This window comes from Candidatus Protochlamydia sp. W-9 (assembly GCF_001950615.1).
Classification (GTDB): Bacteria; Chlamydiota; Chlamydiia; order Chlamydiales; family Parachlamydiaceae; genus Protochlamydia; species Protochlamydia amoebophila.
In genome coordinates this window covers 1-21,655 of the sequence record NZ_BCPZ01000086.1, presented here as the reverse complement: position 1 = coordinate 21,655, position 21,655 = coordinate 1, and the positions used below count along the sequence as shown (strand labels likewise).

Below are 21,655 nucleotides of genomic sequence, written 5' to 3'. Positions count from 1 at the left end.
TACATTTTAAAGATTTAACAATAAGCGAGAAGGATCTTCTAAAGCATTTTTAATATGAACTAAAAATGCAACAGACTCTTTTCCATCAATCAAACGATGATCATAGCTTAAAGCAAGATACATCATCGGCCGAATCACAATTTGATCTTCCATGACAACCGGCCTTTTTTCAATCTTATGCATGCCTAAAATTGCGCACTGAGGTGGATTTAAAATGGGAGTGGAAAGAAGGGAACCATATATACCTCCATTCGTAATCGTAAAACCACCTCCTTGAAGGTCATCCATAGCAATTTTTCCATCTCTTGCCTTTTTAGCAAAAAGGTCAATCGCTAATTCAATTTGAGCAAAGCTTTGTTGATCACATTGTCTGACCACAGGCACAAATGTTCCTCGGTCTGTTCCAACTGCAATTCCTATATCGTAGTAATGTCTTTCTACAATGTCCTGATGATCGAGATAGGAATTAACTGTAGGAAAAGCTTTTAAAGCAGAAACAACGGCTTTTACAAAAAAAGACATAAAGCCTAATTTTATTCCATATTTTTTTATAAACATCTCTTGATGCTTTTCTCTTAGACAAATGATTTCTGACAAATCTACTTCATTAAACGTTGTCAACATCGCCATAGTTTGCTGAGCTTCTATTAAACGATTGGCAATCACTTGTCGAATTTTAGACAATGGTTGCCTTGTTTCTTGACGTTCAAAAGTTTTTGCAGTTTGCTCTAAATCTTGAGATATTTGCGAGGGTGAAAGCTCTTCTATTTGTAAATCAGAAAGATAAGTTTCTTTCGTCAGCCGCAAAGTTCCCAACGCATCCTTTTCTACAGTTTCAAAAGAAGGTTTACTAGATGTTATACTATCTTTTTGTTCATGAATTTCAGCAGAAATTTCTTTGTTCTCTTTTTGAGGGACGTTCTTTTCTATTTGAGACTCTTCCTCAATAAATCCAATCAAAGCTCCAATTTTAACGCGATCTCCAGTTTGTACAGATAAGGTTATTACTCCCGTTTTTGGGGCAAATAACACTTGGTTAACCTTATCGGTTTCTAGCTCTAAAATTTCGGCGTCAGTTTTAACGAAAGTTTCATTAATCACTAAAATTTGACCAATCATTACTTCTGTAATCGACTCGCCCATAGAAGGGACTTTAATGTCAGTTCTCATGTTTTGAAGACCTGTTTTAAAATGTTTGCATATTCCTGATTGTGAAGGCAATAAGATCCGGTTGCTGGAGTGGCACTTCGCTCCCGACCTACGTAACTTAGCTGAATAGAAGATGGCTGAATAGAAGATGAAATTAACTCGTTAAGATAAGGAAACATAAAACTCCATGCCCCCATATTTTGAGGTTCTTCTTGAGCCCAAACAACCTCTTGAATATGAGGATATTGAAAAACTAATTTTTTTAGCTCTTCCATATGCAAAGGATACAATTGCTCAATGCGGATAAAACCTATCTCTTTTCGATTCAATTTCTCTCTTTCAGCTAATAAATCATAAAAAATTCTTCCCGAACATAAAACCAGACGTTTGATTTCTGATTGATTGACAAAACCATCATCAATAATTTCTCGAAATGTACCTTGTGTGAATTCGTGTAATGTACTGACACATTTCGGATAGCGAAGGAGACCTTTAGGGGTAAATACAATCAAAGGTTTTTCAAATTGATGTTTCACCTGTCTACGAAGTAAGTGAAAGAACTGAGCGGGAGTTGTTGTATTAACGATTTGAAGATTGTCATGTCCTGCAAGAGTTAAAAATCGCTCAAGTCGCCCTGAAGAATGCTCAGGTCCTTGCCCTTCAAGCCCATGAGGTAGAAAGAGAATTAATCCTGACTTTTGTCCCCATTTTTGTTCGGCACTTGCAATAAATTGATCAATAATTATTTGTGCTCCATTATTAAAGTCGCCAAATTGAGCTTCCCATATATTTAGACCTTTTACACAAATGACACTATATCCATATTCGAAGCCCAAGACTGCCATTTCCGAGAGAGGTGAATTAACGATCTCAAACTTTCCTTGTCCTTGTTTTAGATGAGCAAGTGGATAATAATCCTTTTCTGTATGTTGATCGACCCAAATCGCATGGCGATGACTGAAAGTGCCGCGACAACAATCTTGGCCAGATATACGTATTGATACTCCTTCTTCTAAAAGAGAAGCATAAGCTAAATGCTCAGCAAGTCCCCAGTCAATAAGTTTATTTTCTTTCACTTGACGAAGCCTTTCTTTTACCAAATAGTCAACTTTGGGGTGAAGGGTAAATTCTTGAGGAATTTGGCTAAAACGCTCTGCCAATGAGATAAGTTTTCCCAAGTTAACACCCGTTTCAACAGATTGAAAAAAACTTTGGGGAATTGAGAAGGGCTGTTTAACGACAGAAAAAATTGCCTGTGGCTGATTTATTTTTTCATGCATTTCTCGCAATCCTGCTTTATAAGCTGCTTCCAGCTGATCCATCATTTGAGGATCCAAAATTCCCTGAGCTAATAGTTGATCGTAATAGATTTTCCGAATCGATTGTTTACCTTTGATTAAACGACATTCTAGAGGCTGGGTATAAGCAGGTTCATCTCCTTCATTATGCCCATATTTTCGATATCCATTTAAATCAATGAAAACGTCACAATGAAATCGTTGCCGAACTTCTAAGGCTAGCAAAGTTACCTGAACGCAGCTATCGGGATCCTCGGCATTTACATGAAAAATAGGCAAGCCGAATGCACGAGCAATATCTGTACAATATCTTGTTGAACGCAAATCGCGTGGGATAGTGGTAAATCCAATCTGGTTATTAATCACAAAATGAATGGTTCCACCCGTTTCATAGCCTTTTAACTGGGAGAGCTGTAGAGTCTCATAAACGACACCTTGCCCAGATACGGCAGCATCTCCATGAATTAAAATGGGAATAATTTTCTTCCGAGCTTTTTCACCACCAGCTAAAAATTGTTTAGCTCGTGTTTTTCCTTCAACAACTGCATTGACAGACTCTAAATGGCTAGGATTTGGACTTAAAGAAATCTTGACGGATTTACCCAACCGAGTTTTTATTTTTTCCCCAGTATATCCTTTGTGATATTTCACATCTCCCATTCCTTCTAAAGAAGTCGGAATGTATTCTTCCCCAAATTCGGAAAAAATAGTATCTAAAGATTTGTTAAGAATATTCGCCAAAACGTTTAATCGTCCTCGATGGGCCATTCCAACTAGAAACTCTTGAACCCCTTGTTCAGCTCCTGCTTCGATCAACAGATCTAGCATAGGAATTAAGGTCTCTGCCCCTTCCAAAGAAAAACGTTTTTGCCCAATATATTTAGTGTGTAGAAAAGTTTCAAAAAGTTCGGATCGACTTAAACACGCTAAAACATGTTGTTTTTGCTCTTTGGTCAAAGTTTGCTTAAAAAATTGCTGTTCTATAAAGTCTTGTATCCATACTTCCATTTTTTTATCATTAAGATGTTTATACTCGAATCCGATGCGGTCGCAATAAATCTTACGTAAATATTCAATCTTGGCAGTTTGAATAATAGCTTGTGTATCAACACATGGCTTTAGATATTCTGTTAGAAAAAATGTAAATGAAGAAGGATTTAATGATATGGGATTTACTGAAGATATTAAGTGACCATCCCGGCGCAATACATCCATTACATGCTCAACATGATTGGAAGAAGAGGATTGTTTATTAGTAGTTGTGAAAGAAGAAGCTGTTTCTAATTCCTGAAAATAACAATGCCAAGAAGGATCTAAGCTGTCATATTTTTTTTGATAATCTTGATATAAATTTTCAAGCAGCTCTATATTTGCAAGCTCCCCTTCAACGATTGGATGGCCATCCATTCATCATCCCCTCTATCTAAATCCTTATATTCGCTCAATCTGATCAATTTTTTGAAATATTTCTGATTATTTAAAGATTTAGCTTAGTGATAAATATTTTGAAAGAATAAACTCTGAGTCCTAAATATAACGATTAAAAACAATGGCTAACTTTTTTCAACCACACACTTGGATTTTATTTTTTTTAATTTTCTTTTGTAGTTGTTCTCGATCAACTTCGCATTTGCCTCCTTCTTACTTTTGGCAAACGTTTTGTGCCCGTGAAGAGATGAAAGACAAAAAAAGAATTCTTCTTTATAGAGCGCTTATTCCTCAATCTTGGATACGTCAAGACCCTTCTTTAAAAGACTCCTTAATCGATACGACTTTGCCTATTTGTGAGTTTTATGCTAAAGAAGGCACTGATCAAGCACGTATCACAATTCATACATTTCCTATTAATGAACAAAAATTAAGAATTTCACCCCTGGCCCAAATTGAACGCTGGAAAAAGCAATTTGAAGATTTAGATCTTTTGTCTGTCAAAGTGACAACTCAATCACATGGAGGATTTATTGGACTTTGCTTAGAAGCAGAAGGAACTTATCAAGGACAATTGCAAAAAATGTTGGCTTGGAGTATGCATTTATCTCCTGAATATGACAGGCAATTAAATAATCGAAAAGATCAATTAAAATACCGTTTGATGAGAGCAGATTATACCATAAAAATTGTTGGCCCGGCTTCTTTGATTAATAAACAACGTAAAGTTTTTCTTCAGTTTGCTAATAGTTTTGAACTTATTGAAGAACTTCCTTCCCCATGAACAATTGGACTAGACGTTGTTTTCATTTTTTAGGCGGCGTCTATCTGGCGATTTTTTTGATTAGTGCTCTCGCCTTAATTGTGATTGCCGGTACATTTTTAGAATCTTATACTAATTCTCACCTCTTCGCCGCTGAATGGACTTATCATAGCCCTTTCTTTTTAAGTTTACTTGGTTTGATGTTTGTCAATATCCTTATTTCTGCTCTTCGCCGATGGCCTTTTCAAAAAAAGCATATTCCTTTTCTCATTACGCATCTTGGATTATTGATGGTCATTGGAGGAACAATAATTAAACAACAAATGGGAATACAAGGAAATCTAAGTTTAACAGAAGGAAGTGGAAGTCAAACGCTTTTGATTCCCCATACTTTTGCACTGAAAGTAGAACAATTAAATCCTCCTTTTGAAATATCTCGTCAAGAGATTCGCAAAGTGGCTTTAGAAGGAGGACCTCATCTCCATCAATTCGAGCAATTTCCCACTTTAAAATTAAAAATTTTAGGACATGCTCCTCATGTCAATGAACAATGGGAAACCTGGATTAAAGGAGAAAAAGCTTATTTTTCAGGTATTCCTCCTTTTCCTATTCAAAGCTGGCAGACAGACATTCCTTTTCCCAAAGGGATTCTCCTTCCTTTATCAACCTCTAGTTCTGCTTGGCTAGCCTTAGCTTTACGAACAGATCATTTAAAAGAAAGTTTACAGAATTTTTATTTGGAAAATTTAACAGTTCGACTTACTTCCAAAACCCAACCAGACATTGAATTAGAGATTCCTTTGCAACTTGCTTTAGAAAAAGGAATTTTATTTGAACAAAGAAAGATTCACTTTGATTTGAATTTGAACTTTTCTTCCATTCAAGGATTGGCGCCTCCAACGCTTAATTTATCTTGGAAAACACCTTCCGATATAGAACAATCTATTCAAATTGCGCTTCAAGGCAATCACTCACTTTATATGCAATATAAAAACTCATGGACTCTTTCCGCTCCTTTCAATGTTGACTTGATTCGCCCAACCCCTGCCCTTCTCATCGTAGAAGATTGGCAAAAAAATACTTATTTATTTGCATTTGATAAATACGGGAGAGTTCATGAAGAATCGTTTAAACAAAATCAATTTTATAACTTGATTGCTTATGCACAAGGGCATGGAGGATATGTTGTTCAAGCAGAAATTCCATTTCCTTCTTTCCCGGCAAGTCGCCTAGACAAAGAAAAAGCTGATGAATATTTTTTACAGAATCAACTTCAACAAGTTTTTTCTTCAACAACCACGCTTATTCCTCCTTTAAAATTATTTCAACAAGCTTGCCAGCGGTCTGGGTATAACTTTGTTGATGCCTTTGTGGAATTTTTGCATGTCTGGAATGACAACCACACCCCTCTTTTTTCCTCTTTATCGCTAGCGTCTCCCACTTTACAGGAATCACTTTCTCATTTAAATTGGGAATTAATTCCAAAAGAGGATTATCATGGATGTCAATGGACGTGCCTTTTTTTTGAAGATCTTCAAAAAACTTTACAAGCTGATCAAGATTTGCTTGTTATTCTGCATGAAAAATCATGGCCTGGTTTGAAAACTTTAGCGACAGAAGAAAGCAAAAATGAAATTTTATTAACTCATCTTATCCAACAAATTTTTTCTGCTTCCTCTTATTTACCCCTTCCCCTCATTGAAGAAAAAAATGTGCTCTATCAAGCCCAACTACTCTCAGCTTATTTTAAAGCCTATGACATTGATTATCATACTTTAATTCAAAGAGGAGAAGTTGGTGAAGAGAATTATGAACGTTTACACGCGATGCATCCTACAGCGAAAGAAAAAATTTTATTAGAGACACCTTTGACTTACTATCATCAAACAAAAGAACCCCTGCAAAAAAAAGAGAATAATCGCCCAGCTCTTTTCTTAGAGGCTATAGAAAATGATAAAAAACAAATTGTTTCCCTCGCCTACGATGAGTCAGCAACTGGATTGAAATGGCCCATTTTAAATGGACAGTACCTTATTCGTTTTCAACCTCAACAAATTTCGCTTCCTTATCGCTTAAGGCTTCGACAAGCAAGGCAAATTAATTATCCTCATACGCAACAAACTTATAGTTATGAGGGGGATGTTTTAATCACTAATAATAATCAAGAAGAAATAGCCTTAACCTTGAGCATGAATAAAGTTTATGAAACCTGGGACGGATTTCGCTTTTACCTAGCGGGAATGACAACAGCTTCTTCACAAACGGCTAATCATGTACAAGTCATTGTCAATCAAGATCCAGCTAAATATCTTTTAACTTATCCAGGTGGATTAATCGTGACCATAGGGACAATTCTTTTATTTTGGCTGAAACCTTACCGGAAAAGGGATTAAAAGATTTCCTCAAAAAAAATTTTCATGGCAAGCCAAGCTCGATCACACGTTTTAGGCTCATAAAACTTTCCACCTTTTTTATCGTTCTCTTCAGGATTTGTAAAAGAATGCCCAGCATTTCCATAAGTATTAAATTGCCAGTCTACATTGGCATCGGTCATTTCCTTTTGCAAATGGAGCACATTATCTACAGGTACATAGGGATCGTGGTATCCATGCAACACTAATAAGGAACCTTTTATAGATTTTGCAATCGAAACGGTTTTCACATTATTCCCCTCTTTTTGACTTCCTAATATACCATGAAAACTGACAACACCCTTCACATCAGCCCCACTACGTAATAGTTCTATCACTGTCAACCCTCCAAAACAAAAACCAATTGCGCCAATCTTTCCTGCATCAACTTCCGGTTGTTGGACTAAAGCCTGCATAGCACCAAAAATACGCTTTTGCAGAAGTTGCCGATCCATGAAAAGAGGCTTCATCAATGCGCCAGCTTCTTCCCCATTTTGCGCTACTCTTCCCTCACCATATAAATCCGCTGCAAAACCGATATATCCTAATTTAGCTAATTCTTGAGCTTTTTCGCACACAAACGCATTTCTTCCCATCCATGTATGTGCAATTAAAATAGCCGGTTTTTTTTGTTTTGTTTCAGAAAAATTAACAAAATATCCTTTGAATATTTGATTATCTACCTCATAGACGATTTCACGATCTTTCATGGCAAACCCTTTCTCATTAAATAAAAATTAATACTTGTTATTTTTTTAATGTACCTAAAGAGAATTAGCTTTCTTAAGCTCTTTAAATATTCACTTTTTATTGCTATTTCAGCAATACTTGTTTAAATATATTTTAAAATTATTTTCGAAGCTCTTTTTCTAACTAGAATCCAAAAATTTAAACAGAAATAAATTTTTATTTTTCTCCACGAGCTTTATCAAGTCTTGGATCAAAAATTAGCAATATGATAAGGATAAGTTTGTATATTTCGATTATTAAAAATAAATTTATAATTTTTTTTCAAAATTTTCCTAACTCGCTAAAAATAGGCTTATTGTGGCTAATTCTAATGAGTGGAATGAGCCTATATGGAGATCTTAAAGGGGAAATAGAAGATTTTCCAGTCCTTTATAAAGGGCGTTTTCGGCCTGCTGATGTTTACGCCAGGCTGTGGTTATACGATTTTTATCATTCGCAATCGATTAAAAATGAAGATCTAAAAACTTTTCGCACTCCTTGTTCTTCCGCATTACCTTTTCTTTGGCGGTTAGACCGCTTAGGACATCAATCGTTTATTTGCACCCCTCTTTTTTGGGTTTCTTCAGCAGAAATTAAACAACTAGCGAATTTAGATATCTTAAGTAATCGATTTAATTATCAAGAACTGAACTCTCTTACTCCTACTCTCTCTTTAAATCTGACAAATAAAGAAGGGGCAGAGTTTTCTCAACTAGCTCAAAAGCTCAAACAATTTAGTTTGATTGAGCAAGAAAACCCACAAGAACAGCTATTTCAAGAACGATTAAAGTCTTTGCAAGTACAAAAGTTATCCTCTCAACAAATTGAAGCTACTTTAGAACAAGAATTTCCATTGGTTGAACGTTTAAAACAAGCAGGAACGCTATTTAAAGCCCTTCCAGGAAAATATGGAGAGGGAGACTGGATCTCTTTAAAAGCTTTTAAAATTAAAATTTTTGACAAACGAACCAACTGCTTAAAACCTATTGGTAATTTTACTCTTTATTCTAACGAAAACTTTGAGAGAATTCGCGATGCCTATTTTGCATGGGAAAAAGCCGTCAGCCATGAAAATCTCGATGATCAAAAAAAAACATATCATTATCTTGGCTTTTCTTTAAAAAAAGCGTATGCAACAATTGCAGGACACCCTTATCAGGAAGCTATGGGTAAGGCGCTCTGTTATCCGACATTGAATCAACTTTATGCTGAATATGCGTATTACCAATTCCCCTGGATCAAACTGCTCATTGTTTTGTACGGTTTTTCAGCTATTTTTTTGATGTGCTTTAAAAATATTTTAAATCCAAAAGTAAAACAAAGCATTCTTATGCTTTTAATTGTTACTTTTATGCTTCATACGGGCTTACTACTATGTCGTTGCTATATTCTAAATCGCCCTCCCGTGACAAATATGTTTGAAACAGTCATTTACATCCCTTGGGTGGCGACTCTCTTTAGCCTTACTTTAGCTTTTTTACGACGAAATACGTTTGTTTTATTTAGCGCTTCACTTTCCTCATTTGTTTTATTAGTTATCCTTGAAGTTACCGATCTCAATCAAAGTTTGGACCAAGTACAAGCTGTTTTAGACTCACAGTTTTGGCTTCTTATTCATGTTTTAATTGTTGTAGGAAGTTACGGTATCTTTATTTTAGGTTCTGTATTAGGCCATTTTTATCTCTGTTTAGCTTTGATGCATTCATCCAAAACTTCAACCATGCGCACTTTAGCACAGTTAATTTTACAAACTTTATATGTGGGAACAGCGTTTTTAATTACAGGTACAATTTTAGGAGGTGTTTGGGCAGCTGAGAGTTGGGGCCGTTTTTGGGACTGGGATCCCAAAGAATCTTGGGCATTTATTTCGATTTGTTTATATCTCATCTGTATTCATGCCTATCGTTTTCATCAGATTAGAGAGTTTGGTCTAGCGTTTGGGGCTGTCATTGGATTTTTAGCGATTAGCTTTACTTGGTATGGAGTCAATTACATTTTAGGAACAGGACTTCATAGCTATGGATTTGGTTCTGGAGGAGAGAAATATTACTACAGTTTCTTGCTAAGTGAAATTCTTTTCTTAATTTCACTATCCATTCTCAAAGTTAGATCAATTTATTCAAATAAAAAGGAGGATAAGCCTTGATTTTTTTCCTCTCTAGTTTCCCCTGGAATTTTATTTTAAAAAGAGAAGCCTTTCTTTTAATTCCTTCATTATTTATTTAAAAAGATTGAAAAAAGTTGCCAAAAACCCTACTATTTCCGTTCCACGTCATTTCGTTATCTGCATAAATTGGTTTTTTGAGATTAATGGCTATCTCTTTAAATAATGTAGAAACGTGGACAGATTTTAATTAATGGAAGTATCATGAAACATATCAAAAGTGAAAGATTAAAAAAACTCGAGACAGAGCTTAATGATCTCGAACAATGGTTAAAACTTGGACTAGTTCCCAAAAAAGATGTAGATAAACACAAAGAAGAAATTTTAGCTGTTAGGACAAAAATCGAAGAAGAAAAAGAAAGGCTGCAGTTTCTTAAAGAAAGTGGAGAAGCGGAAGAATATATCACTCCCAAGCGAATCCCTGGTCGAGCCGGTTACAATGATATGCCTACAATCCCAGATATTGACATTGGGGAAACGATGGGTGGAAATGAAACTGGCTTCGATATGGAAACAGATGCCATTGAAGTTGAAAATACAATTGGTGCAAGAGAAGATGATGAAGATGGCGAAAATGAGGAAGAGGATGATGAAGATGACGAATCCTATTTCAGTGATCGCAATCGATGGCGGCGTGGAGGAATCGTAGACCCAGATGCTAACGATTGGTAACCCCACTTCATCGGAAATCAGTCTTTATTTTCATATCCCTTTTTGTACAAAAAAGTGTAATTACTGCCACTTTTATGTCCTTCCTGATCAAGAGCCTTTAAAAAATCAATTACTGATTGCTTTAAAATTAGAGTGGAAGCGTATGCTTCCTCTCTTAATAAATAAATGTATTATCTCTATTTATTTTGGTGGGGGAACTCCTTCCTTATTCAGCCCAGATCGCATTCAGGCTGTACTAGAAACGATACATCAAGATCTCCCCTTTGACTACTCAACAACTGAAATTACTTTGGAGGTAAACCCTGAAAATGGTTGTTTCTCCCTTATGCGAGCTTACGCTCAGGCGGGAATTAATCGAGTCAGCATTGGCATTCAAACTCTAGATCAAGAACTTCTTCATCTATTAGGCCGCTTGCATAGTCCTTCCTTAGCAAAACGATCCGTTTTAGAAACATATGAAGCAGGCATCACCAATCTTTCTATTGACCTCATGTACGATTTACCACGTCAGTCCCTCAAAAATTGGGAAACGACTTTACAAGAGATTGGCACCCTCCCCCTAACTCATCTCTCTTTGTACAATCTCACAATTGAACCTTTTACCGTCTTTTTTAAAAAACAAAATTTTGTACGCCCCCTATTACCCGATGAAGAGACCAGTTTAGCCATGTATAATGCTGCCATCGAGCACTTAACTAGTTTTGGATTAGAACAATATGAAATCTCCGCTTTTGCAAAGCCAGGATTCTATTCTAAACACAATACAGGCTACTGGTTAGCGCGCCCCTTCATAGGATTTGGTCCCTCTGCATTTAGTTATTGGGAAGGAAAACGCTTTCGCAATGTCGCTAACTTAAAAAAATATCATCAATCATTAACTCTTAATCAATCCCCGATTGATTTTAATGAGCAATTAGATCCCATTGCCCATTTAAAGGAATTGTTTGTCATTCAAATTCGGCTATGCCAAGGAATTTCTATCGCAGATTTCGAGCAAAGACACGGGAAACTATCACAAGAAACGTTAGAAACAATAGAACAATTCATTTTGGATGGTTTTCTCACCCAATCGAATCAAATTTTAAGCTTAACAAAAAAAGGTGTCCTTTTTTATGACACCGTGGCTTCTGAATTAATTTAAGATTTATGAAAATTTGCTGTTTTACTTAAGGGCAATTTACCAATTTAGAACTCAATAAAGAGCGTCTAAATCATTTTCACTAACTTCAATTCAATCGATTTTTAAGTTAAAAATGTAAAAGAAAAAATCCCTGCTTATTCTAGTATCAGCAAATTTTACAATGGCATGCAACTTGCATTTCTGAATAAGAAATAAAAGAGGCAAACAACCATGATAAAAAATGATTCTAGCTTTTCAGATGTTCCTCGTAGCTATCAGACTAACCGCGAGCATGTGATTCAAAATAAAATTCAACTCGACAAGATTTACGAACAACTTAAAACATCAAAAAACAGTAAAGAATTTGTTATCATGCATGATGCATTAACAAATTTAGACCATAGCATGGCAAAACTTAAAGAAGATATCGAAAAAATTAAAATAATCTCTAAAGATGACGAATTATCTAAAAAAGTTTGGAATACTGCGAATTCTCAAGATATTTTCACAGCATTAGATTCTAGCAGGTTACTCATTCAAAATGCACAAGAAAGCTATCAATTATCTCTACAAATTCTTCAAAACCATATGCCTTCTTTATTGCATACAACTGAACCAAAAAACGAATTCAGCAATAGCTATGTTCTTTTTGATAAACTATGGCAAAAAGAGAACGTCCTTCCTGAATCTTTTTTAGAAATGGGCCAATCTTTAGTTGAATTATATCAAAAAAATCCTACCCAGCTAGAGCTTCTCACTAGAGCGCATCAATGCTGGGAAAAAGCTGCTGAATTATACGAAAAAAATAAAAATTATAGCCAAGCTTTTGAAATTCGCGCAAAAATTGCAAACGAAATAACAATCCCCCATACCCACCCTCTTTACGAATTAGAATCTAAAGTTGATGACTATGTAAAAAACGCTAATATTAATCCGGATGATGGGGCTAAATTTGATCATTTAGATTCAGGTATATTAAAGCGTGGAATGTTATCCATTAGAAAACGTAATTTGGATGGAAAAGAAAAATTAGTGGCTAATTTCCATATCAGTCATTTTGCTAAGGAAAAACTACTCAGCACGATAAAAGCTATTCGCGAAAATAAAGAAGAATTTATTAAAAACTTGCCAGAACATTTGAAAAGCCAGTTAACGATACGTGATGTTGATAATGGATATTTTAAAAAAATAAGCGATGTCTACAGCAGTGACATCAGTCAAGGGATGAGGCTAGGAAAAGCAATAGAAATTGAATTCAAAGATATTGGAGTGATTCGCGTTGCTGCAGATAATGAATTTCACTCTATGCGTGATCGTATTGTAATTGAAGTTAATAAAAACACCTCTTCAGGATTAGAACAAATGAGCGAAATCTCTACCATGATGGGATTAGGACCTATTTTTGGAGTTGAAAGTTTAGAAGAAGAAGAAAGAAAAAAAATTATGTTGCTCTTTCGTACATTTTATCCTCAAGAAGCCTATCCATTAGAGAATTTGCAAGACACATACGAAATTTCTATCGAAAGCCTTAAACAAATGATAATTGACCGACAACCAGATATGAAGGAAGTTTTTAAAGATTATTTATCAGGTGAAGGAAAAATGAAAAAAGTAGAAATTGCTCCAAATGCTTCTGTATGGAGCGTATCTAATTTAGCAGATTTAATGCGCCACGAAGGAGCAATTGGCTTAATGGCTGGTTTTACAGGGGATCCAGAAGTTTTAGTATCTGTGCTGACCCAAGGCTCTTTATGCTCTCAGGAAAGATTTGAGAAAGGCCATAACTTTGATGGAACAAGTGCTGGGCAAGATCATAGACATGGAGGAGCAGGTTTTGTTTTTAGTCGGTTAATTAATCAAAAAATGGTAAATACACTGCAAGAACAATGGATAGAATCGTCTGAAAGTTATGAAAAAAGGCCTAGCAGTCTTGTCCAACGCTATCCACATTACGGAGAATATCAGTTACTTTATGATCTTTCAGTTATTAATACTGGATCTTATGCCTATAATCAAGATCGCTATGGAAGTAAGTCTATAGAACACTATGGTAAACGAAATAACCTCATTGAATTTACAAAATCATTAGATGAAAACAGTATAAAAAATGAGGTGATGATTCGAGATCGGCTTCCTCCTGATAAACTTTGTAAAATACTTTTTTCAAGCGAAAGTAAAAAACAAATACTTATAGATGACTTAAAAGATAAAAATCTTATTATAGAAGAAAAAGGAAAACATTATATAAAAGGTTATAAGAGTAAAAGTATTGAGGAATTATTTGTTGTGGGAAAATATTTTACCAGTGAAATGTGGAAATAAATAAGGAATGATGCTTTATGAATAAAATATTTGATGCTGTCTATTATGTAGAGTCTTCCGATCTTGGAAAAGCCTATAATCTTGTTGCCATTCAACCTAAGTTTTTTTCCTATAAAACTAGAAACTATTCTGAGCAACGTTGCGAATGGCTTGATACAGATCGCGGAGCTTATTTTTATTATGAAACAGCCAATTTTATAGACGAAAATTCTGAAAAAGTTCCTCCTCGACAATTTAAATTGATTGGAGAAAATGAAGAAGAGATTACTTTTACTTACCTCACAACAAAATTATTCAAAGAAAAAGTTGCTGACAAAGTTGGAGGCTCCCTCAATTTTTCACAGGATAGTGAAATTCAAAATTATTATTTAGAAAAATTTTCTAAAAAAATGCATGAAGAATAATAGCTTTACTTTGTTGACAAGTTTTTTTGAATGAATACTTAAAAAAAACGAAACAAGGGTTATTAAATAGTAGCATTTGTACATAGATCAATATGGGTTTTCATAATTATTTTCCATAAAGGAAAAAGAGAAAAAATCAAAGGTTTTGAAAAATCATGGGTAACAAAAAGCACGGCCATATTGAATAAATAAGGCATGCTATGATTGACACTAAAAAGTTTTAAAATCGCAACTTTTCTTTTTCTCTCAAACCTACCTATAGTCGATTAGTCAGTTTATTAAAAAATCAAAAATAGATTAAACATGCACAAGAAAAATTGCTGGTTTTTTTTCTAGATTAGGAAGAGTGCTTTTTTTCCAACTTTCAATCGTTTGGCAAATGACTCCTTGTGTAGGCATAGTTAAATCCCAGGCAATACATAACCAAGCCTGATCAGGCAAGGATTTTAAAGTCGATTCTAGTGTATGGGCATTTCGATAAGGGGCTTCCATAAAAATCTGAGTCGCCTGATCTTGTTGTGCTCTGTGAACAAGGTTTTTTAACTGAATTTGCCTCTTCGTAGGTTCTTTGTCTAAATAACCATGAAAGAAAAACTTTTGACCTGGTAAACCAGATAGCATAAGCGCCATTAATAAAGAAGAAGGCCCTACAAATGTTTGAATGTGTATTCCTTGTTGGCGGGCACGATGCACCAATTTTGAACCAGGATCTGCAATACAAGGAAGTCCTGCATCAGAAACTAATCCCCATCGCTCCCCTTTTAGAATTGGTTCTAAGAAAAAGTCTATATGTTCATCGGGAGTATGTTCATTAAACAAAGCAATCGGAATTTCGACTGCTGGTTTTTTGGTTGCAAATCGTTTTAAATAACGTCTTCCCTCTGTTTCGCTTTCAGCAATTAAGCCATCAATGGATTGAACAGCTTTCGAAACACTAGCTGGTAAAAAAACTTCAGCATGACGATGATCACCTAAAAGGTTAGGTAATAGAAGTAAAGCAGGTTTATCGCTCATAAATATCACTAAATTGTGCGGGTTAATTGAATCATTAATAGTTCCATCAATAATTTTTCATCAGCATGCGAATTTTTTACACGCATTTCGGTATTATCAATAGATAAAATTCCTTGTCTCAGTGAATCCAATCCATATCTTTGAGCTTGCTGAATGGTTCGGTCTAAAAGATTTCCTTTTAAATAAGGAAATTCGTGAGAGATTTCCTGGGCAGCTTTCCCATTAGCTAACATAACGCAAATATGAAATTGCGTTTGAAACTGAGAGCGAATTTGTCGAAGTAAAGGTAAAAGTGATTGTCCCTCTGTCAAAAGCGATTGTGCAATCAAAATCGCTGCCAAACCATCCCGTTTAAAAAGAGCTTCTCCTAACTGCCAAATAGTATCGGAAGGTTGATAATTGCAGATTTTAATGATATCTTGCTGAGTAATTTCATTTCGATCTCCAATATAGCAAAGCAATTTTTCTATTTCTTGTATGAGAAGAGAGGAATCTAAGCCTGTTTGTTTAACCAAAAGCTGGCAGACCTGATAAGGAATAATTTTTCGTTTAGCTGATAATTGTTTAGACGCCCATTCGATTAATTTCTTCTCTTTTTCCCAGGGTTTTGGTTCCGTTAATTCTAAAATAATCCCTTCTTTTTCCGCAGCCTTATAAAAACTAGTTTGCTTATTCCAGCTAGGAGCACTCAAAATTAAATATTGTGAGGAAGGGATTTGGGGAAAATATTTTTCTAAAGCCTCAATAAGATTTTTCTTTAACTTATCTGCGTTTTGAATCCAAAAAAGGCGTTTATCTGCGAATAAATTATGCGAGTAGAGCTCTGAAAGCAACATATCTAACGTAGCTTGCGTTCCATCTATTATCTCAATTGACTCTTCTAAGACATTTGGAGAGGGGTGTAAGGCATGAAGAGTATGTTCAATGGCTTCCTGCTGCTCAATAGGATCTTTGCTTAAAATAAAGTATAATCGACTAAAATGGTGGGGAGCCGCTCCTTCTAAATGTTTTTCAAAAGCACGGCTATTATCGTATTTCACAATAAATGAGAGATCCTTACTCTACGCTATCTATAAATTTACAATAGCTGATCTGTTAACAAATTAAGAAGAATAAGGATAGCTCATTGGAGAAAAACTTTCAACCTCAGACCTTTCGCTTTTCTAATCGTCGGCGAAGTTGCTCTCTTTTCCATCCTTCAGCTGTTTGAATGCGATGGGATCTAGAAAGATTTTTTGAAGCGACTTGTTCTTTTATTTCCAAAACTTCATTCACTTGTTCTTCAATAGGCGCTTCTATGTCTATTTCATTTTTGGAAGTAAGTTTTATGATCTGTTTATTTTCTGTTGATACCTGAACAAAATTTTTGACAACCATCATACACCTCCTGAATGAGCTCATCTTACTGATGGACAATTGTTGAAGGTGAGTCAGATAAAAAAATTAACTAGCTTTCTAATTTCTCTTTCTTAAATTTTTCTGACTCCTGTTTTCCACTTACCTTTTAAGTAATCTTTTCAACCTAGTTTTCTTTTAGCCATCTAGCACCTCCTTGTGCGATATCTAAAACTTAGGTTTTAAAAGAAACTCAAGGATCTGGATATAGCAATGCAAAACGTGTGCCAACAAAAGCAACGTAAAAAAAGTAATTTATATGTATTTAAAAATAAAAAGATTATGAGTTAAGACCAGTAAACCCAGCCTTTTTTAACAAGAAGCTCGGCATTGAGTAGAGCCGATCCTGCTGCTCCTCGAGTCATATTGTGAGAAAGCAGGGTAAATTTATAATCCATTAGAGAACAAGGACGTAAACGACCAATAGAAACAGCCATTTCTTTATCTAAAAGTCGATGAAATTTGGGTTGAGGATAAAAAGGATCATCAAAATAATAAATGGGATGTAAGGGAGCTGAAGGCAACTGAAATTTTTGTGGCTCACCAGAAAATTCACGCCACGCTTGAATGATAGTTTCAGGAGATGCCGAGCCATTTAATTTGATAGATAAGCATGCAACATGCCCATCTATGATAGGTACACGATTACATTGAGCACTAATTTTAATCGAAGCAGGCTGAAGAGTAGTGCCCTGTAAATCCCCTAAAATTTTTAAAGGTTCGCTTTCAAGCTTGCCTTCCTCCCCCTTAATAAAAGGAATAATATTATCATTAATATCCAAACTTGCCACACCAGGATAGCCAGCCCCAGAAATTGCTTGCATGGTGACAACATGAACAGCGTCTATCCCCAAAGGCATTAAAGGTTTTAAAGCCATAACCATTCCAATAACGGAGCAATTAGGGTTGGTAATGATCATGCCTCGTTGAAAAGATTGGGATTTGGCTAGTTCTAGATGTTCTGCGTTGACTTCTCCAATCACTAGAGGCACATTCGCTTCCATTCGATGATTGCGAGAATTAGAAATGACAAGATGGCCAGCTTCAGCAAAGCGCGTTTCAATAAATCCGGCAATCGATGAGTCTAGAGCAGAAAAAACTAGCTGACAATCTAAAGGAGTTTCGCAAGTAAGCACCTGCATTTGTTTGACTTCGTCTGGAATTGGAGTAGGCAAAGTCCAATGAACAGCTTCTTGATAAGTTTTTCCAGCTGATTTTTCAGAAGCACATAGAGCAAAAATTTCAAACCATGGATGCCTGCTTAAAAGTTGCACGAACTTTTGCCCTACACAACCTGTGGCCCCTAAAATCGCAACAGGAATTTTGTTACGAAAGAAGAAATCTCCGCTCATCATAAAAATTAATTTTTTACCATTGAAAGCTGCTTTAAAAATTCCACAAGTAATCTCACACCAACTCCAGATGCATATTTCGGCATGTATTTTTTAGGTTCTGTCACATAAGCTGTTCCTGCAATATCCAAGTGTGCCCAAGGAATATCTTTTCCAACAAAATTTTTGAGAAACATTGCTGCTACGCAGGAACTTCCTGAACGGCCATTCCAACTTTTAAGATCGGCAATATCTGATTTAAGTTTTTCTTGATATCCTTCATAAAGAGGCATACGCCAGAGACGCTCATGTGTATTTTCTCCTGCCTGAATCAAATTTTTCGCTAACTGGTCATCTGTACTCATTAATCCCGAAGCTTCTGAGCCTAGCGAAATTTCAATAGCACCTGTTAATGTAGCGATATCAATTAAACGAGAAGGCTTCAAATTTTGGCTCGCATAAGCTAAGGCGTCAGCTAGTATTAAACGTCCTTCCGCATCTGAATTGGTCATTTCAACAGTTTTACCTAAATAGCTTCGATAAACATCACCAGGTTTAAAACTCGCAGCATCCACGCTATTTTCTGTTGCTGGAATAATGGCTGTTAAATTCACCTTTAAATCTAAATGACAGGCAGCTAGCATAGTTCCAAAACAAGCAGCACCGCCCGACATATCGCATTTCATGGTTTCTATTCCTCCGGTTGGCTTAATATTAAGCCCACCAGTATCATAAGTAACTCCTTTTCCAATAATTACGGTATGATCTTTTGATTTAGGATTTCCTTTATACTCCATAATAATCAAAGCTGGATCTAAATTTGATCCCCGATTAACAGCAAGGAGAAGGCCCATTTGCTCTTTTTCCAATCGTTTCTTATCAAACACGGTGGTCTTAATTTGGGAATACTCTTGAGATAAACCCTGGGCACATTTAGCCAAGTATTGAGGAGTAATTTCATCTGCATTCCCATTGATTAAATCTCTTGTATAATAAACGCCATCACAAATTGCAGCAACTTCTTCAGCAAGAGCTAAAACGTGTTTATTGGAACTGATAAAGTTAATTTTCTGTAATAAAGTCACTTCATCATCCTCTTCTTGCTTACTTTTCAGTCGATCGTAAACATAGTTAGGTAATAAAAGACCTTCTGTTATCGCTTTAATAAATGCATCTTCTTCTGTTTTATTAAACTCAGGCATTAAAATATTAAGCGTTTTTAACTTCTTTCCCAAACAAGCTTTTGCTAGACATCCATAGCTTTTTCTTAAAGCTTCGGTTGATATTTTATTTTTTTCCCCAAGACCGAGCAAAGCCACTCGCATTTCTACTAATCCTTCTACATATAAAAATAAGGTCTCCCCTTCCTTTCCCTTAAAATCTCCTGTGTTAAACACAGAATCTAATGAAAGTTTTAAAGGATGCAAAGCAATCGCTGCTTCCGGCTGAGATGTGCCTTTCCAAAAAGGAAGTACTAAAACATCAGCTTTTTTTCTTTTTTCAATGTGTAAAGTTGAGGCAAATTCCATGAAATACTCCAAAGGTTAAAGAAAAATCTATATCGCATACCAAAAGTAAATTTGCAAACTCGAACCGTTCATAAGGTAAATTTTCTTGTATCATTTCTTAACAATCTGCCCGCAAAATGATCTTAAAAAACAAACTAGCTCAACTTTAAAATTTATTTTTATTAATGAGAAAATCAGTAAGATGAATTTTATTTATAGATTATATGCGAATGATACAAATTTTTTTGTCATCATTCGCAATGTTTGCAAAAACCTTTTAAAAAGGTAAAGCATCATCATCAATAGTCGTGTGTTGACTATGTCCTTGCCCTGTAGCTGAGTAAGATCCATAATTAGGTTGTGGGCGGTTATAAGTATTTTGATCATAAGGCATTTGCTCAGAGCCTTGCGTAGCAACATTACCTTGTTCAGCACGATCAGGATTTCCAAAAGGACTAAACTCAATCATATCAGCTGTTACTTCTAAGCTAATTTGTGTACGGCCCTCTTTATCTGTATAGCTAGAAGGAGGATTCATTTTACCAACAACAATAACAGCACTTCCTTTTTTCAAATAAGAAATGATTTTATCTAAACGATCTCCCCAAACAGTAACACGTACCCAGATAGTAATGTCCTCTTTTCCCTTTCTATGATTGGTTGCAATGGTAAAAGCAGTCACTTTTTGTCCACTAGGCGTAAAACGTGCTTCAGGATCTTTACCTAAACGACCGGCAATATTTACAATAAACATATCTCATTCCCTCATTATTTATATGTTCAAATAATAGACTTCGTCCTTGAGATAATAAAGATATCACAAATCTTAATTTTGAGTATTTAAAAACTCAAAACTTTAAATGAGAAAATAGGGATAAAATAAGAAAATAGAGAATAATCTAAGTTTACTAACGCACTGCGGTCAAGTATCAAAGGGTGTTGGAAAGAAAAATTCTTAGGAATAAATTTAAAATAAACCCTTCTTAAAAAAAAGAGCTGCTTTTAACTAAATAGTTAATAGCAACTCCTCGAGGTTTCATGTCATTTGGAGTAAGTACCCCTTTTAGGATTAAATCTTGATAAATCCTTGACCTTGTTTTCCGCCACCTGTAATTTGTGGAGGGAGGGCTTTGGAAGCATTTGCACCCTCATCACGACCTTCAGAAACTTCGCTACAAATTTTGCGCCATTTTTCGACTGTTTCAACATAAAGGGGAGCAAAAGCTCTTAATGCAGAAGAAACTGCATGTTCCATATCCAATGTGCAGTGCATAAGAATGAGTTCTTCTTTTACTGCTACTCCAACTCCGCCACCAGCCATTTGACCACCTAGCATAGAACCTTCTAATAAACGCTCATATAGCCTTAATTTCGTTTTTTCATCTCTTGGGAGACCATCTAGAAGAGGGGAGTAAAGATATAGACGTTTAGAATTTGGCTCATAAGTTAAGTGTAGCGAAAACTCATCATCGATTCCCAAAATACACGTATTATTTTCATCAAATTCTAACCCCTCTAAGCCAAGTTCTTTCCCGAATTCTTTAAGATTTTCTTTTGCATTTTCAAACGACATAATAACCTCCTCAGGTTAGATAACACACCGATTTTTTCTACGGGTTATCTAATTTTAACTTACTATTTGACTCTTTATTATATTAAATTCACAACCATTTACAACAATGTTCATCAGATTAAATAATCATCACGTCATCTATTGCTAGATTTTTGATGAATATTAATGACAAAAGCAAAGCTTTACCTATTCTTCTTCTAGGTTGGCGCTTTATAACGGAAATCCGGATAAAGAGTCTGAATGAATAATCTTAAGATGCTTGACTGTTCTTTAAAAGTAAATAAAAAATAATCCAAATTTTGTTATTTTTACTTTTATTTTACTCAATTGTGCACACCAAGCAAATCAATATTAATCATTCTTTCTGTAATTAT

At 35.3% G+C, this 21,655-nt stretch carries 17 protein-coding genes; 7 read left to right on the top strand and 10 right to left on the bottom strand.

The annotated features are described in order from the left end of the window. Positions 1 to 6: 6 nt before the first annotated feature. Together odhB and BU804_RS02295 are read right to left on the bottom strand one after the other, a co-directional pair. Positions 7 to 1,170 carry a 2-oxoglutarate dehydrogenase complex dihydrolipoyllysine-residue succinyltransferase gene (odhB, locus tag BU804_RS02300; protein WP_075882820.1) on the bottom strand — a complete coding sequence of 388 codons (1,164 nt, stop codon included), beginning with the start codon at positions 1,168 to 1,170 and terminating at the stop codon, positions 7 to 9. After that, positions 1,167 to 3,854 (bottom strand): 2-oxoglutarate dehydrogenase E1 component, encoded by a 2,688-nt coding sequence (locus BU804_RS02295; protein ID WP_075882819.1) that lies wholly within the window; start codon positions 3,852 to 3,854, stop codon positions 1,167 to 1,169. The genes odhB and BU804_RS02295 overlap by 4 nt, the downstream gene beginning before the upstream one ends. A gap of 142 nt (positions 3,855 to 3,996) precedes the next feature. On the opposite strand from BU804_RS02295, the gene BU804_RS02290 reads away from it, so the two are divergent. Both BU804_RS02290 and BU804_RS02285 read left to right on the top strand, forming a co-directional pair. Beyond that, the gene (locus tag BU804_RS02290) at positions 3,997 to 4,659 is read left to right on the top strand and encodes a hypothetical protein (protein WP_075882818.1); all 663 of its coding nucleotides are present in this window, start codon (positions 3,997 to 3,999) and stop codon (positions 4,657 to 4,659) included. After that, the gene (locus BU804_RS02285) at positions 4,656 to 7,031 is read left to right on the top strand and encodes a hypothetical protein (protein ID WP_075882817.1); all 2,376 of its coding nucleotides are present in this window, start codon (positions 4,656 to 4,658) and stop codon (positions 7,029 to 7,031) included. Before BU804_RS02290 ends, BU804_RS02285 begins: the two co-directional genes overlap by 4 nt. On the opposite strand, the gene BU804_RS02280 is transcribed toward BU804_RS02285, so the two are convergent. Beyond that, positions 7,028 to 7,759 (bottom strand): dienelactone hydrolase family protein, encoded by a 732-nt coding sequence (locus BU804_RS02280; RefSeq protein ID WP_075882816.1) that lies wholly within the window; start codon positions 7,757 to 7,759, stop codon positions 7,028 to 7,030. The genes BU804_RS02285 and BU804_RS02280 overlap by 4 nt on opposite strands. Before the next feature lie 359 nt (positions 7,760 to 8,118). Here BU804_RS02280 and BU804_RS02275 point away from each other — a divergent pair, with 359 nt between their 5' ends. From BU804_RS02275 to BU804_RS02255, 5 genes are all read left to right on the top strand, one after another. Continuing rightward, positions 8,119 to 9,924 (top strand): cytochrome c biogenesis protein, encoded by a 1,806-nt coding sequence (locus BU804_RS02275; RefSeq protein WP_158024998.1) that lies wholly within the window; start codon positions 8,119 to 8,121, stop codon positions 9,922 to 9,924. Between the two features lie 231 nt (positions 9,925 to 10,155). After that, the gene (locus BU804_RS02270; RefSeq protein WP_039359086.1) at positions 10,156 to 10,614 is read left to right on the top strand and encodes a hypothetical protein; all 459 of its coding nucleotides are present in this window, start codon (positions 10,156 to 10,158) and stop codon (positions 10,612 to 10,614) included. Beyond that, the gene (gene hemW, locus BU804_RS02265) at positions 10,598 to 11,755 is read left to right on the top strand and encodes a radical SAM family heme chaperone HemW (RefSeq protein ID WP_075882814.1); all 1,158 of its coding nucleotides are present in this window, start codon (positions 10,598 to 10,600) and stop codon (positions 11,753 to 11,755) included. Before BU804_RS02270 ends, hemW begins: the two co-directional genes overlap by 17 nt. A 210-nt stretch (positions 11,756 to 11,965) precedes the next feature. Beyond that, positions 11,966 to 14,056: a hypothetical protein gene (locus BU804_RS02260; RefSeq protein WP_075882813.1), complete on the top strand. Its 2,091-nt coding sequence runs from the start codon at positions 11,966 to 11,968 to the stop codon at positions 14,054 to 14,056. Positions 14,057 to 14,073: 17 nt separating this feature from the next. After that, complete coding sequence (locus BU804_RS02255; protein ID WP_075882812.1) at positions 14,074 to 14,460, top strand: hypothetical protein; 387 nt, start codon at positions 14,074 to 14,076, stop codon at positions 14,458 to 14,460. A 297-nt stretch (positions 14,461 to 14,757) separates the two neighbouring features. Here the strand turns inward: BU804_RS02255 and BU804_RS02250 are convergent, their stop codons facing one another. The 7 genes from BU804_RS02250 to BU804_RS02215 all read right to left on the bottom strand — a co-directional run bounded on the left by BU804_RS02250 (position 14,758) and on the right by BU804_RS02215 (position 21,281). Then, positions 14,758 to 15,474 (bottom strand): SAM-dependent methyltransferase, encoded by a 717-nt coding sequence (locus BU804_RS02250; RefSeq protein ID WP_075882811.1) that lies wholly within the window; start codon positions 15,472 to 15,474, stop codon positions 14,758 to 14,760. Between the two features lie 8 nt (positions 15,475 to 15,482). Beyond that, positions 15,483 to 16,514 (bottom strand): DNA polymerase III subunit delta, encoded by a 1,032-nt coding sequence (holA, locus tag BU804_RS02245; protein WP_075882810.1) that lies wholly within the window; start codon positions 16,512 to 16,514, stop codon positions 15,483 to 15,485. 106 nt (positions 16,515 to 16,620) lie between these two features. Beyond that, positions 16,621 to 16,854, bottom strand: a complete 234-nt coding sequence (locus BU804_RS02240; RefSeq protein WP_143298914.1) for a hypothetical protein — start codon at positions 16,852 to 16,854, stop codon at positions 16,621 to 16,623. A 302-nt stretch (positions 16,855 to 17,156) separates the two neighbouring features. Beyond that, on the bottom strand, positions 17,157 to 18,224 hold the full coding sequence (gene asd, locus BU804_RS02235) for an aspartate-semialdehyde dehydrogenase (protein ID WP_075882808.1): 1,068 nt from the start codon (positions 18,222 to 18,224) through the stop codon (positions 17,157 to 17,159). Positions 18,225 to 18,229: 5 nt separating this feature from the next. Continuing rightward, positions 18,230 to 19,729, bottom strand: coding sequence for a leucyl aminopeptidase (locus tag BU804_RS02230; RefSeq protein WP_075882807.1), 1,500 nt, complete (start codon positions 19,727 to 19,729; stop codon positions 18,230 to 18,232). Positions 19,730 to 19,985: 256 nt separating this feature from the next. Beyond that, a complete protein-coding gene (locus BU804_RS02220; protein ID WP_075882805.1) occupies positions 19,986 to 20,462 on the bottom strand; it encodes a single-stranded DNA-binding protein in 477 nt (158 codons plus the stop codon). A 315-nt stretch (positions 20,463 to 20,777) separates the two neighbouring features. Continuing rightward, entirely contained in the window at positions 20,778 to 21,281 is a 504-nt protein-coding gene (locus tag BU804_RS02215; protein WP_039359057.1) for a CesT family type III secretion system chaperone, read from the bottom strand. Positions 21,282 to 21,655 lie beyond the last annotated feature (374 nt).